Here is a 12,835-nt window from a genome sequence, read left to right on the forward strand (position 1 = left end):
AGCGCCGAGCATCAACGCGCCGCCTCGTGGGTCTCGACGCTGCGCAGGAAGGCGGCGGCCGGCTCGCGCACGACGGCGTAGATCTGCGCGCCGATCCACCAACCGGCGACGGTGATCGCCGGCACCAGGATCCAGCCGAGGATCTCCTCCTGCCGATGGCGCCTGCGGCGGCGCTCCCGACGGCGTTCGAGCCAAGACATCACGCCCTCAATGACATCACGCCGTCAATGCGCCGTCAGCTCTTGACGAGCGGCACCTTCGGCACCGTACGCACGACCGAAGGAAGCCCGCTGCGGGGACCGCCCGTCCCGCCCTGTCCGCCGCCCGTCGCCTTCGGCCGGCGGCCCTTCGCCGCCGCCGGGCGTTTCGCGGCACGCTTCGCCGCCCCGCCGCGCTTCTTCGCGGCATCGGCGACATCCTTCTCGGGCTTCGGCGTCACCGGCCCTTCCGGATAATCGAAGCCAAGGGTGCGCTTGCCGTCCTCGCCGGTGAGAACGATGACGCGTACGGCGCCGCCGCCCTTGAGACGGCCGAAGAGCACTTCGTCGGCGAGAGGCGTCTTGATGGTCGTCTGGATGAGACGCGCCATGGGCCGCGCGCCCATGGTCTCGTCGTAACCGTGCTCGACCAGCCACTCCCGCGCCTCGTCCGAGAGTTCGATCGTGACGTTGCGGTCGGCGAGCTGGGCCTCGAGCTGCAGCACGAACTTGTCGACCACCTTCGCCACGACCTCCCTGGGCAGGTGGCCGAAGGAGATGATGGCGTCGAGGCGATTGCGGAACTCTGGCGCGAACAGCTTGTTCACTGCCTCCTGGTCGTCGCCCTCCCGCTTCGTGCGGGTGAAGCCGTAGGCCGGCCGCGCCAGGTCGGCCGCGCCCGCATTCGTCGTCATGATCAGGATGACGTTGCGGAAATCGACCTGCTTGCCGTTGTGGTCGGTCAGCTTCCCGTGGTCCATGACCTGCAGCAGGATGTTGAACAGGTCGGGATGCGCCTTCTCGATCTCGTCGAGCAGCAGCACGCAGTGCGGATGCTGGTCGACGCCATCGGTGAGGAGCCCGCCCTGGTCGAAGCCGACATAGCCGGGCGGCGCGCCGATGAGCCGCGAGACGGTGTGGCGCTCCATGTACTCCGACATGTCGAAGCGCAGAAGCTCGACGCCGAGCGCATTGGCGAGCTGGCGCGCCACCTCGGTCTTGCCGACGCCCGTCGGTCCGGCAAACAGGTAGTTGCCGATGGGCTTCTCGGGGTCACGCAGGCCCGCCCGGGCGAGCTTGATCGCCGCGGACAGCGCCTCGATGGCGCTGTCCTGGCCGTAGACGACGCGCTTCAGCGTATCCTGCAGGTGCTGCAGCACCTCCGCGTCGTCCTTCGACACGGTCTTGGGCGGGATGCGAGCCATGGTGGCGATGGTCGTCTCGATCTCCTTGACGCCGATCGTCTTCTTGCGACGACTCTCCGGCAGCAGCATCTGCGAGGCGCCCGTCTCGTCGATGACGTCGATCGCCTTGTCCGGCAGCTTGCGGTCGTGGATGTAGCGGGCCGACAGCTCGACCGCCGCCTTGATGGCCTCGTTGGTGTAGCGCAGGCGATGGAAATCCTCGAAATAGGGCTTCAGCCCCTTCAGGATCTCGATGGTGTCCGGCACAGACGGCTCGTTGATGTCGATCTTCTGGAAGCGACGGACGAGCGCCCGGTCCTTCTCGAAATACTGCCGGTACTCCTTGTAGGTCGTCGAGCCGATGCAGCGCAGCGTGCCGGAGGCGAGCGCCGGCTTCAGCAGGTTGGAGGCGTCCATCGCCCCGCCGGAGGTGGCCCCGGCGCCGATCACGGTGTGGATCTCGTCGATGAACATGATGGCGTTGGGATGCGCCTCGATCTCCTTCATCACCTGCTTCAGGCGTTCCTCGAAATCGCCGCGGTAGCGGGTGCCGGCGAGCAGCGTCCCCATGTCGAGGGCGAAGACGGTGGCATCCGCCAGCACGTCCGGCACCTCACCCGTCACGATCTTGCGTGCCAGCCCCTCGGCGATGGCCGTCTTGCCCACGCCAGGGTCGCCCACGAGCAGGGGGTTGTTCTTCTGCCGGCGGCAGAGAACCTGGATGGTGCGCTGGATCTCGGCGTCGCGGCCGATCAGCGGGTCGATGCGCCCTTCCCTCGCCTTCTTGTTGAGGTTCACGCAATAAGCATCGAGCGCGTCGCCCTTTTTTTTGCGCTGACCGTCGCCCTCATCGCCGCCCGGGGAACGGCTCTCGCTCTCGTCATCGGCGCCGCGGGGCACCCTGTTCTCCGACAGGCCGGGCCGCTTGGCGATGCCGTGGCTGATGTAGTTGACCGCGTCGTAGCGGGTCATGTCCTGCTCTTGCAGGAAATAGGCGGCGTGGCTCTCACGCTCGGCGAAGATGGCGACCAGCACATTGGCGCCGTTGACCTCCTCGCGCCCGGACGACTGGACGTGGATGACCGCGCGCTGGATCACGCGCTGGAAACCTGCCGTCGGCTTTGAATCCTCGTGCCCGTCGGTGATGAGGTTCGTCAGCTCCGTATCGACGTAGTCGGAGAGATTGCGCCGCAACGCCTCGAGGTCGACATTGCACGCCCGCATCACGGCGGCCGCGTCGGCGTCGTCGATCAGCGCCAGGAGAAGGTGCTCGAGCGTGGCATACTCGTGCCTCCGCTCGTTGGCGAAGGCGAGCGCGCGGTGCAGGGCCTGCTCGAGACTGCGGGAGAATGTGGGCAACGATCGATCTCCCTCACTTCTTTTCCATCACGCACTGCAGAGGGTGCTGATGTTTGCGCGCGAAGTCCATGACCTGGGTCACCTTGGTCTCAGCGACCTCGTAGGTGAAAACGCCGCACTCGCCGACGCCGTTCTGGTGGACGTGGAGCATGATGCGGGTCGCCTCCTCGCGATCCTTGTTGAAGAAGCGCTCGAGCACGTGAACCACGAAGTCCATCGGCGTGTAGTCATCGTTCAGCAGGAGCACCCGATACATGTTGGGGCGCTTGGTCCGCGGCCGGGTCTTCGTCAGAAGAGCCGTCCCCGGGGCGCCCGTCCCCTCGCCGGCCCCGCCGCCGCGCCGCCTCTCCGCCATCATGGTCGGCGCCGCGCCGGGGCTCTGCTCGTCAATCGCTGGCGTCGTCTTGAACATCGCGCTCTGGGATCACCCGTCAGACCTCGGGAACCGTGGCGAGGCCCACGAAGCGATGCCCCTCGCCGGCGCACCGCGAAGCACCTCGCCGAATAATCTAATGGCGGCGATAGTGCCGCGCCAGTGCGTCAGCAGCGGGGCACGGCCGCCCGCGGTTCAAAACCTGCGGCGCGACACGCCGCGCCACCGTCGCCAAAAAAAAGCCCGGCACCAGGCCGGGCTTGTCGTCGGCGGCCACAGCCGCCGATCGTCAGGTCGTGCGCCGCGCGTTCACTTCGTCGCGGCAGCCTGCGCCTTGGTGTAGAGCCCTTCGACCGGCTTGAAGGCCTCCTTGGCGAGATTGGCATAGAGCTCGCCGATCTTGCCCGCCTGGGCGACGAAGCCCTCGTAGGCGCTCTTGATGTAGTCGGTCTGGATCTCGACGGCCTTGTCGAGCGTCTTGGCGCCGACGAGCTTCTCGAGAGCGGCCGTGCCGTCCTCGAAGGACTTCTTGGAGAAATCCGCAACCTCGACGGCAATCGCCTGAGCACCCTTGGACACCGAGCCGAAGGTCTTCAGCGTGGCGTCCATCTGCTCCTTGCCAAGCTTCTGAAAGTTCTCGAACTGAGCGAACATTGTCCCTCGGCGCCGCGGGCGCCGCCTCTCGCTTGCCGCATCCGGCGTTTCAACCACCGGCTCCGGCGAGGAACGCATACTTGGAGCCCGGCAAGCGAGTTATATGTGCACCGCACAACGAATGTCAAGAAATGCGCTGCACTGCAAAATTGAGCCGCCTCCCCAACCTGCCCTTAACCCATCCGTAACCCCGTCCTCCTACCGTCGTTGACTGTGCCGCGGGTGCTACGGGTCCAGGGGAGGACCTCCGCGGCCGTTCTCGGCCTTCCGGGCCGTCGACAGTCGGGGACGGACAGTATGGTTTGGGGTTGCGTTGCGGCCCGGCGGTGGCATGGCTCGCTCGCCGGGATCGTGGGAGTTGTGGCGACCGTCGTCGTCGCCACGTCGTCGCCGGCCGAGGCGGCACGCAGACGCCACCGCGCGCCTGCCTACAGTCCGCCCTACGCGGCCATGGTCGTCGACGCCAAGACCGGCAGGACGCTGCACGCCGAGAACGAGGACGCGCCGCGCATCCCCGCCTCCCTGACCAAGGTCATGACGCTCTACCTGCTCTTCGAGCAGCTCGAGCGCGGGCGCATGCAGCTCGACACGAACCTGAAGGTGTCGGCCTATGCGGCGTCCCAGGCGCCCTCCAAGCTCGGGCTGCGCCCTGGCTCGACCATCGAGGTCGAGGACGCGATCAAGGCGCTCGTGACGAAGTCGGCGAACGACGTCGCCGTGGCGGTAGCCGAGAACATCGCCGGCTCGGAGAGCGAGTTCGCGCAGATGATGACGGCGAAGGCGCGGGCGCTCGGCATGAGCCGCACGACCTTCCACAACGCCAACGGCCTTCCCTCGAGCCCGCCGAACATCACCACCGCCCGCGACCTCACCATTCTCGGCCGGGCCATCCAGGACCGCTTCCCGCGCTACTATTCCTATTTCTCGACCCGCGTGTTCCACTACGCCGGCCGCGCGATGCCCAACCACAACAAGCTCCTCGGCCGCGTCGAGGGCGTCGACGGCATCAAGACCGGCTACACGCGCGCTTCGGGCTTCAACCTGATCACCTCGGCGAAAAGCGAGGGCCGCCACGTGGTCGCCGTGGTGCTCGGCGGCCGCTCCGGCGCCTCGCGCGACCAGATCATGGCCTCGCTCGTTCGCGAGCAGCTGCCGCGCGCCTATGCCGGTGCGCGCACCGCGCCCGTCGTTGCCGAGGCACCCTCGCAGGACCGGCCGAAGCCCGCCGTCGTCGCGGAGGCACCGCGCTCCCGCCCGAGCGACGAGGCCCCGGTCGAGACCACGGCCGCGATCCCGCGCGTCACTCCGGCCAAGGCCGAGGTGGCGCAGGCCGCTCCGACCGCCCCGATCGCCAAGCCCCTCGACCTGTCGAACATCCGCCCGGTGGTCGCCTCGGCCTCCGGCTCCACCGCCACGCCCTCGAACCTGCGTTGGGTGCAGGGCCCGCAGCCGACCCAGCGGGCGGAGACCGCGCCGCGTGAGGTCGTCGCCTCCATCGCCCCCGTGCCCGTGCGAGCGACGGTCGAGTCCGCCGTCGATGCCAGGACGGACGGCAAGAACGCCAGGGCGGGCCGGACGGTCGTCGCCAAGGCCGATGCGAAGGCCGAGCCTGAGGCCAAGAGCATCGCCCGCCCCTCGGGCTGGATCATCCAGCTCGGCGCGACGGAGGATGAAGGCAAGGCCAAGGATATCCTTGCCGAGGCCAAGGCGAAGTCGCGCGGCGTGCTCGCCAAGGCCGAGCCCTTCACCGAAAAGGTGACGAAGGGCAACGCCACCCTCTACCGCGCCCGCTTCTCGGGCTTCGAGGCGGATAGCGCGCAGGCCGCCTGCAAGGCGCTGAAGCGCAGCGGCTTTTCCTGCTTCGCCACCCGCGGCTGACCGCGGGCTGGCCTTTCCCGAGCCGACAACGAGAAGCGGCGCGCCCCCGGGTGACGCTGTCGGTCGGGCCCGACGCGCGGAAGCGGCCGCCGGGTCTGCGACCGGATCTGGCTCAAACAACGGAGGCGGCGACGGCGCCGGCTCCCGAGGCGACAAGACGAGTGAAGCATTCGACCGGAACGCGCGTGGAGTATCAGCGATGCCGGTGCAAGAGAGTCTCCTTGGCCTGGTTCACCCGGGTCGCGAGATAGGTCGAGCCCCCCTGGTCGGGGTGCAGTTTCTTCATGAGCGCGCGGTGCGCACGACGGATCTCGTCCTCGCCCGCCCCCGGGCTAAGGCCGAGAATTTCGTAAGCCTCCTTTTCCGACATCGCGCCCGACTGCGCCTCGCGGCCCGCCCCCGCGTGCACATACGCGTCAGCGTCTTCACGCCAGCGGGGAAACCGGCGGTCCAGATAAGCCTCTAGGAGGCGGGCCCCGTCCGGATCCATGCGCGCGCAATCGCGGTAGAGCGTCGCAAGCGTTTCGATACCGAGGTCGTCGAGCGCCACGCCGGCATGCGGACCGGCGATGACCCGGCCCCGCATCGTGCCGCTGTCGTGGTCGAGTTCCATCTCGATCGTCGCCGAGCGTACGCGCGAGGCCGCCCCTCTCGCCTTGCGGGTCCGTGCACCGCCGCCGAAGTTCGGCAGGCCGAAGCCGTTGCCCGTCAGAAGCCACCAGCCGAAGCCGGCGACGGGCAGCGCCACGTCCCAGCGCCCGCGCACGAGAAGGAAGGTCGCGAGCGCAAGGCCCGCGATGCCGCCCGCCTTCCGCAGGGCAAGCGCGAGCTTCTTCGGGTCGGCCTGGGCATAGACGCGGCTCAGCCACCACAGAATGGCGACGGCGAGCACACCGTAGAGCAGCGTGATCATCGGGCCTGGCTCATCGCGGCGAGGAGCTTGCGCGCCTCACCCGCCTCATGGTCAGCGATCCGGCGCAATGCGTCGAGGCCTCCGCTCGCATAGGCCGCCGCCGCGCGCAACAGCGCCGCGAGCGACTGTGGCGCGCGCGCGTCGAACCGCGCATAGGCGCCGCCGGTCAGCTGGGCGATCTGGCGGAAGGCCTCGCCGGCGACAGGGTCCTGCCCCTCGTGGAACACGAACGCCTTGACGCCGAGAAGGCCGAGTTCCCCCGCGACGGCGCAGAGATCGTCGAGGGGCTCCTCCATGGCGTCGCCCACGTAGACGAGCGCGCGCACGCCCGAGCGCCCGGCCTCCTTGCGCACATGCCGCAGCACGCGCCCGATCTGCGTGTGCCCGCCACGGCAGGCGATGCGGTCCATGAGCCCGGTCAGCGCCCGGGCGTCCGTCACCCAGCTGGAGGCGCGGCATTCATCATAGCCGCGGAAATAGACGAGCTGCACCGCAAGCCCGCCGACGGCGCCCGCAGCCTCGAACATCTCCGCCTGCACCGAACAGGCGAGGTCCCAGGTCGGCTGGCGGCTCATGGTGGCGTCGAGGGCGAAGACCAGGCGCCCGGCGCAGGCATCAGGCGACAGCCCAGCCACCGCGCGCGCCTCGCTCAGGAACGCATCGATCGCCTCTCCGCTCGACGCCACAACGTCGCTCGTCGCACCCTTCGCGGGCGGCTTCGGCTGTTCGCCGCGAGCCATCGGCGTTTCCGCTCCTCGTGATTCTCGCCACTGGAATCTGGTGTGGCTCCGCGCGGCTGCCAAGCGTGCGCATCGCTCTCGCACACAGGTTCACCATAGTTCCATTGGACGGCGACGCGGGCTTTGCTAGATATGCTGCAACGCAGCAATAACGCCTCCGGGGCCTCGGTCCTCGCGGGCGGCGACGGGAGGACATCGCAGATGCACATGACGCCGGTTGCGCCGACGGTCGAGGCCCTGCGGCGGGCAGTGGGGAATTGGCGTCGGGAAGGTGCACGCATCGCTCTCGTGCCGACGATGGGCGCCCTGCATGAAGGCCACCTGTCGCTTGTGGAAATCGCCCGCCGGCAGGCCGAGCGCGTGGTCGTTTCGATTTTCGTCAATCCGACCCAGTTCGGCCCGAACGAGGACTTCGCCAAATATCCGCGCACGCTCGACGACGATCGCCGCAGGCTCGGAACGCTCGCCGATCTCGTCTTCGCGCCAAGCGTCGAGGAGATGTATCCGGCGGGCTTCGCCACGACCGTGTCGCTCGAGGGGCCAGCGACAGCAGGACTCGAAGACGCCTTCAGGCCCACCCATTTCGCCGGCGTGGCGACGGTGGTCTCCAAGCTCTTCATCCAGACGACACCGGACTTCGCCGTCTTCGGCGAGAAGGACTACCAGCAGCTCAAGGTCGTGACCCGCATGACGCGCGACCTTGATCTGCCGGTCACGATCGTGCCCGGCGAGACGGTGCGGGAGGCGGATGGCCTCGCCATGTCGTCGCGCAACCGCTACCTCTCGGCCGAGGCGCGGGCGAAGGCCCCCGCCATCCATGCGACGCTGTCCACTTGCGCTGCGCGTCTGCGCACCGGGGAAGCGCCGGCGACCGTGCTCCCCGATGGGCGCCGGCGTCTGACGGATGCCGGTTTCACCATCGACTATCTCGAAGCCCGGAACGCGGAAACGCTTGCGCCGGTGGAGAGCGTGCAGGCGGAGCCGGTGCGCCTGCTCGTGGCCGCCCGCCTCGACGGAACACGTCTCATCGACAATCTCGCCGTGTGAGCCTCGCCGGCGACCACGAGACCCCGCTCCGGGCAACGCTCAATGGAGCCGCCGGCGCTCGGCCGCCGCGGCCGCCTTCTCCCAGGCGACGATCATCTGCGCGGCCATGCCGTCATCCGCCAGGCTGCGGCTGATCTCGCTGTAGAGCCGCTGCGTCGCGGCCAGTTCGGCCGTCAGACCCGCGGCGTCCTCGCCGGCGACCCGCGCCGCCGCGCAGCGGTCGGAGGCTGCCGCCATCTCGGCATAGGCGAATGCTGCTGCTGCCGTTCGGAACACCTTGCCGTCGGCCCCGTCAACGGCACCGGTGTCGCGATCGCGCATGAGCACGAGATAGCCTTCGCTGCTCTCGAAGACCTCGTAGCGCCATCCCTGGCCTTCCGACGAACCGATCAACATGGAAGCCTCCATCGGCTTCGCTACCCGCTTCCGATGGGGAAAGTGTCGTCCACAGGCCCGTCGCCGGCTGTGCGCTGCGGCACGTGACAGGGGCAGGCGCGTCCCGCATGGTCTTGGGCGCGAACCGACTCGCCGCAAGCCCGAGGCCGCGCGGCCGAGGCGGCGCCTCCCCGCCAGAGACAGACATGCCCCTCCGCCCGCTCCGGCTCGCCGCCGTCATCCTCGCGCTCGCGGCCTGGCCGAACGTCCCGCGTGCGTCCGCCCAGGACATCACCGCCGAGGGCGTCGCCCGCTCCTACAGCCTCTTCGCCGTCCTCGGCGAGGTCTGTGCCCGGTTCTACCCCGTCGATCCCAAGCGCGTGGAAGCCTACAAGGCCACCTTCAAGGCCATCGGCGCCGATGCCTTCGGCGCCGAGGCCTATTCCCGGGCGCTGGCCAGCGAGCTGCCACGGCGGCACGAGGAGGTGACGGCGACGGGCGAGGAACGATGGTGCATGCACCAGAAGCGTGATCTCGCCGCGCGGGGGGCGAAGGACCTCTTCCTCTAGGCGCCGGGACCGCCCATCCTACCGATGGGCCAGGATGTTGACGAGCTTGCCGAAGGGATCGCGCACGTAGAAGCGGCGAACGCCCCACGGCTCCTCGGCCGGTCCGTATTCGACAGCGAAGCCCGCTCCTCGAATGCGCGCGAGCGCAGCGTCGAGGTCGTCGACCTCGATCGGCAGATCGGGCGTGGGCGTGCCGGAGCCGCCTTCGGCGGCGATGCTGATCTGGACGCCCATGTCCTCCCGCGTGCCGTAGGTCACGATCCAGCCGTGATCCATCAGCAGCTCGAGACCGGGCGCGTCCCCGTAGAAGCTCTTCGCCCGCGCGAGGTCGCGGGCATCGATATTGGCGACAATGCGTTTGACCTTCACGACCGTCCCCGTCGCTCCGCAGTCCCTCAAACGAACCTTCCGGACGTGAACGCCGAGCCTGTCTGGATGGCGCGTGCGGGGCTGCCGGGTTAGCGGCTGCGCACCGCCGCCTCACCGCGGATGCTGCCGCCGACCTGCACCTTCACCCCGCCGAGATCGAAATGGCCGGGCATCTTGGCGCTCCCCCGCACCGCCTCGCGTGCGGGCTTGGCTGCCGCGCGGCACGCGGGGTCGGGAACCGCGACACCCGGCGCAGTCTCGACGGTCTTGCAAGGCGCCGCCGCAAGCGACGCGCGGGCAAGACGGCCGTCATGAGGAGGGCGATTGGCGCGAAGGCGCGAGTCCGCGCGCCGGCCTATCCATCCGCCCGTGAGTCCCTGCGCATACGCATGCTCCGCCCCCTCGTGAACCCCACAGCCGGCACTGTGCCACCACCGGACGCGGCAGTGAAAGGTCAGATCAGCCCGAGGCCCGCAAGTTCGCGGCGCAGCGCCTCCGGCATGTCGGCAAGGTCGCCGGCGGTGCGGCCGATGTCCTTCGGCGCGTCCCTGGCGTCGAGATAGCGCCAGCCCTGGAAGGGCCGGCTCGGGCGCGGCTCGACCGGCATCACGACGGGCTCCAGCACGAGATGACAACGGTGGATGCCCCCGCCATCCGTGAAGGGGCGTATGTCGAGGAGCCGCTGGCGGCAGGCCACCTGCCCCTTGATCACCCAGTAGAGCGAACCGCCGTCGAGCAACTCGTCGATGCGCTTGGGCACCATGCGCGTCGTATGCGTCTGCTCCTCGGGCTGCCCCAGGCGGCGCTTCTGCAGCATCGTCTCCTCGATCCACTCCTCGAGATCACGGATCGACTCGGCACCGACGCACAGCTTGATGAGGTGAAGGGGCATGGCCTCCTCTTAGGGCATCACGCCGCCGACGCGAAGCAGCCCTTGCGCCGGCGAGGCCGCGTGACTGTGCATAAGACGGCTCACCAACGAGGCGCCGATGGGGCGCGTCGCAGGCGCCCCATCGGCGCCTTCTATTCCGCCGCCCTGATCAGCACGACGCGCGCGCCTTCCGCCACCTGCGCCCCGGCTTCGGCCGCGATCTCGGCGACGACGCCGTCACAGGGCGCGACGAGCGCATGCTCCATCTTCATCGCCTCGACCACGGCGAGCCTCTGGCCCTTCTCCACCGTCTGCCCCGCCTCGACGAAAACGGCGACGAGCTTGCCGTGCATCGGCGCCTTGACAAGGCCGTCCCCATCCATGTGCTCAAGATCGACGGTGAAGGGATCGTAGAGCTTCACGCTGGTCTGCCGCCCCTCGCGCAGCACGAGGACGCCACCGTCCCCCTCCACCACCATGAGGCCGTGCTCGCCGGGCGCGACCGGGTGACCGGGGATCTCGATCGAGGGCCCGTTGCGGTCGAACGACAGATCCACGTCGAGCCGCGCGCCCTCGACGAGGAGCGGCAATCCCGTATGTCGGCGACCGAGGAGCTGGAAGCCGTCATCCTCCCACCAACCGCCGGCCGCCACAAGGTCGCTATGCGGCGCACGACCGAGCGCCGTGCGTTCCTCCTCCTGTTGCACGAGCATCAAGGCGCCGGCGGCGACGGCGGCCGCGTCGAGGCCGCGCGGCACGGCGCCGAGCGCCTCGATGTTGCGGTCGATGAAGCCCGTGTCGAACCGGCCGGCGCGGAAGTCCTCCGCCTCGCAGAGCTTCCTGAGGAAGGCGACGTTGGTCTTCGGCCCGGCAACGATCGTGTCGCGGAGGACCGCTGCAAGCTTGTCGAGCGCCTCCTCGCGCGTCGGCGCATGGGCGATCACCTTGGCGATCATCGGATCGTAGAAGGGCGTCACCTCGTCGCCGGCCTCCACCCCCGTGTCGATGCGGATGCCCTCGCCTTCCGCAAACTGCAGCGCCCACAGCCGCCCGGTCGAAGGCAGGAAGCCCTTCTCGGGATCCTCGGCGTAGAGGCGGGCCTCCACGGCGTGGCCGTCCGGCGCGAGATCGGCCTGGACGAAGGGAAGAGCCTCGCCGGAAGCGACGCGGAACTGCAGCTCCACGAGGTCGAGCCCGGTGATCGCCTCCGTCACCGGATGCTCGACCTGCAGGCGCGTGTTCATTTCCATGAAGTAGAAGCGGTCCGGCCTGAGCCCCTCGCGCCCGTCGGCAATGAACTCGACGGTGCCGGCCCCGACGTAGCCGACAGCGCGGGCCGCCTCCGTCGCCGCGCGCCCCATGGCCTCGCGCATCTCGGGCGTCATGCCGGGTGCCGGCGCCTCCTCGATCACCTTCTGGTGGCGGCGCTGCAGCGAGCAGTCGCGCTCGAACAGATGCACCACATTGCCGTGCGTGTCGGCGAAGATCTGGATCTCGACGTGCCGCGGCGACAGCACGTATTTCTCGATGAGCACGCGCGGGTCGCCGAAGGCGCTTGCCGCCTCGCGCTGCGCACTTGCCAGCGCCTCCTCGAATTCGGCGAGCTTGTCGACCCGCTTCATGCCCTTGCCGCCACCGCCCGCCACCGCCTTGATGAGCACGGGAAAGCCGATCTCGTAGGCCTTCTGGCGCAGGAAGTCGGCCTGCTGGCGGTCGCCGTGGTAGCCGGGCACGACCGGCACGCCCGCCTTTTCGACGAGGGCCTTGGCCGCGTCCTTGAGCCCCATTGCGCGGATGGCGCTGGCCGGCGGACCGACGAAGGCGATACCGTTCGCCGCGCAGGCCTCGGCGAATTCCGCCCGCTCGGACAGGAAGCCGTAGCCGGGGTGGATCGAGGCCGCCCCGGACTTCCTGGCGACGTCCATGATCTTGTCGATGACGAGGTAGCTGTCGCGCGCCGGGGCCGGGCCGATGAGATGGGCCTCGTCGGCCATGTCGACGAACAGCGCGTCCGCGTCCGCCTCCGAATGGACGGCGATGGTCCTCATGCCGAGCCGCCGCGCCGTGCGGATGATGCGGCAGGCGATCTCGCCACGATTGGCGATGAGGACGCTGTCGAGCATGACGGTTCCACCCTTGGCTTGAGTGCTCTTTGCCCCGGGTCTAGCCCGCCCGGTTGCGATGCGAAAGTAGACCTGTTGCCCACCCCCGTCACCGCCCGGGACATGGGCGGCGGCGGCAAAAATCGTGCAGCCCTGCGCATTTTCCCCTTTGCCCTGCGCACGGAATGGTCCATGGAGGCGCCA

The 12,835-nt window shown here is 69.0% G+C and carries 13 protein-coding genes; 3 read left to right on the plus strand and 10 right to left on the minus strand.

Annotated features, from left to right (window positions below):
* Nucleotides 1-11: 11 nt before the first annotated feature.
* From QNA08_RS03035 to QNA08_RS03050, 4 genes are all read right to left on the minus strand, one after another.
* A complete protein-coding gene (locus tag QNA08_RS03035) occupies nucleotides 12-200 on the minus strand; it encodes a hypothetical protein (protein ID WP_283739181.1) in 189 nt (62 codons plus the stop codon).
* 35 nt (nucleotides 201-235) lie between these two features.
* Nucleotides 236-2,740 (minus strand): ATP-dependent Clp protease ATP-binding subunit ClpA, encoded by a 2,505-nt coding sequence (clpA, locus tag QNA08_RS03040; protein WP_283739182.1) that lies wholly within the window; start codon nucleotides 2,738-2,740, stop codon nucleotides 236-238.
* A gap of 13 nt (nucleotides 2,741-2,753) precedes the next feature.
* A complete protein-coding gene (gene clpS / locus QNA08_RS03045; RefSeq protein WP_283739321.1) occupies nucleotides 2,754-3,098 on the minus strand; it encodes an ATP-dependent Clp protease adapter ClpS in 345 nt (114 codons plus the stop codon).
* 324 nt (nucleotides 3,099-3,422) lie between these two features.
* Complete coding sequence (locus QNA08_RS03050; protein WP_283739183.1) at nucleotides 3,423-3,767, minus strand: phasin family protein; 345 nt, start codon at nucleotides 3,765-3,767, stop codon at nucleotides 3,423-3,425.
* A gap of 297 nt (nucleotides 3,768-4,064) precedes the next feature.
* Between QNA08_RS03050 and QNA08_RS03055 the strand changes: the two genes are divergently transcribed.
* Complete coding sequence (locus QNA08_RS03055; protein WP_283739184.1) at nucleotides 4,065-5,645, plus strand: serine hydrolase; 1,581 nt, start codon at nucleotides 4,065-4,067, stop codon at nucleotides 5,643-5,645.
* 193 nt (nucleotides 5,646-5,838) lie between these two features.
* Here the strand turns inward: QNA08_RS03055 and QNA08_RS03060 are convergent, their stop codons facing one another.
* Nucleotides 5,839-6,558, minus strand: a complete 720-nt coding sequence (locus QNA08_RS03060) for a DnaJ domain-containing protein (protein WP_283739185.1) — start codon at nucleotides 6,556-6,558, stop codon at nucleotides 5,839-5,841.
* Entirely contained in the window at nucleotides 6,555-7,298 is a 744-nt protein-coding gene (locus QNA08_RS03065) for a vWA domain-containing protein (RefSeq protein ID WP_283739186.1), read from the minus strand. The genes QNA08_RS03060 and QNA08_RS03065 overlap by 4 nt, the downstream gene beginning before the upstream one ends.
* Before the next feature lie 201 nt (nucleotides 7,299-7,499).
* On the opposite strand from QNA08_RS03065, the gene panC reads away from it, so the two are divergent.
* Nucleotides 7,500-8,345 carry a pantoate--beta-alanine ligase gene (panC, locus tag QNA08_RS03070; RefSeq protein ID WP_283739187.1) on the plus strand — a complete coding sequence of 282 codons (846 nt, stop codon included), beginning with the start codon at nucleotides 7,500-7,502 and terminating at the stop codon, nucleotides 8,343-8,345.
* Nucleotides 8,346-8,384: 39 nt separating this feature from the next.
* On the opposite strand, the gene QNA08_RS03075 is transcribed toward panC, so the two are convergent.
* Complete coding sequence (locus QNA08_RS03075) at nucleotides 8,385-8,741, minus strand: hypothetical protein (RefSeq protein ID WP_283739188.1); 357 nt, start codon at nucleotides 8,739-8,741, stop codon at nucleotides 8,385-8,387.
* A 185-nt stretch (nucleotides 8,742-8,926) separates the two neighbouring features.
* Between QNA08_RS03075 and QNA08_RS03080 the strand changes: the two genes are divergently transcribed.
* Nucleotides 8,927-9,289, plus strand: a complete 363-nt coding sequence (locus tag QNA08_RS03080; RefSeq protein ID WP_283739189.1) for a hypothetical protein — start codon at nucleotides 8,927-8,929, stop codon at nucleotides 9,287-9,289.
* Nucleotides 9,290-9,307: 18 nt separating this feature from the next.
* Here QNA08_RS03080 and QNA08_RS03085 read toward each other — a convergent pair whose 3' ends face one another.
* The 3 genes from QNA08_RS03085 to QNA08_RS03095 all read right to left on the minus strand — a co-directional run bounded on the left by QNA08_RS03085 (nucleotide 9,308) and on the right by QNA08_RS03095 (nucleotide 12,652).
* Nucleotides 9,308-9,658: a VOC family protein gene (locus tag QNA08_RS03085; protein ID WP_283739190.1), complete on the minus strand. Its 351-nt coding sequence runs from the start codon at nucleotides 9,656-9,658 to the stop codon at nucleotides 9,308-9,310.
* 454 nt (nucleotides 9,659-10,112) lie between these two features.
* Nucleotides 10,113-10,550, minus strand: a complete 438-nt coding sequence (locus tag QNA08_RS03090) for a DUF1489 family protein (RefSeq protein WP_283739191.1) — start codon at nucleotides 10,548-10,550, stop codon at nucleotides 10,113-10,115.
* A gap of 131 nt (nucleotides 10,551-10,681) precedes the next feature.
* Entirely contained in the window at nucleotides 10,682-12,652 is a 1,971-nt protein-coding gene (locus QNA08_RS03095; protein WP_283739192.1) for an acetyl/propionyl/methylcrotonyl-CoA carboxylase subunit alpha, read from the minus strand.
* Nucleotides 12,653-12,835 lie beyond the last annotated feature (183 nt).

The sequence above is a fragment of the Chelatococcus albus genome (genome assembly GCF_030067675.1).
Lineage (GTDB): Bacteria > Pseudomonadota > Alphaproteobacteria > Rhizobiales > Beijerinckiaceae > Chelatococcus_A > Chelatococcus_A albus.

Coding starts and splice junctions, on each gene's coding strand:
- QNA08_RS03055 (WP_283739184.1), top strand. CDS start 4,065: ATGGTTTGGGGTTGCGTTGCGGCCCGGCGGTGGCATGGCTCGCTCGCC.
- QNA08_RS03035 (WP_283739181.1), bottom strand. CDS start 200: ATGTCTTGGCTCGAACGCCGTCGGGAGCGCCGCCGCAGGCGCCATCGG.
- QNA08_RS03090 (WP_283739191.1), bottom strand. CDS start 10,550: ATGCCCCTTCACCTCATCAAGCTGTGCGTCGGTGCCGAGTCGATCCGT.
- panC (WP_283739187.1), top strand. CDS start 7,500: ATGCACATGACGCCGGTTGCGCCGACGGTCGAGGCCCTGCGGCGGGCA.
- clpS (WP_283739321.1), bottom strand. CDS start 3,098: ATGATGGCGGAGAGGCGGCGCGGCGGCGGGGCCGGCGAGGGGACGGGC.
- QNA08_RS03075 (WP_283739188.1), bottom strand. CDS start 8,741: ATGTTGATCGGTTCGTCGGAAGGCCAGGGATGGCGCTACGAGGTCTTC.
- QNA08_RS03080 (WP_283739189.1), top strand. CDS start 8,927: ATGCCCCTCCGCCCGCTCCGGCTCGCCGCCGTCATCCTCGCGCTCGCG.
- QNA08_RS03065 (WP_283739186.1), bottom strand. CDS start 7,298: ATGGCTCGCGGCGAACAGCCGAAGCCGCCCGCGAAGGGTGCGACGAGC.
- QNA08_RS03060 (WP_283739185.1), bottom strand. CDS start 6,558: ATGATCACGCTGCTCTACGGTGTGCTCGCCGTCGCCATTCTGTGGTGG.
- QNA08_RS03095 (WP_283739192.1), bottom strand. CDS start 12,652: ATGCTCGACAGCGTCCTCATCGCCAATCGTGGCGAGATCGCCTGCCGC.
- QNA08_RS03050 (WP_283739183.1), bottom strand. CDS start 3,767: ATGTTCGCTCAGTTCGAGAACTTTCAGAAGCTTGGCAAGGAGCAGATG.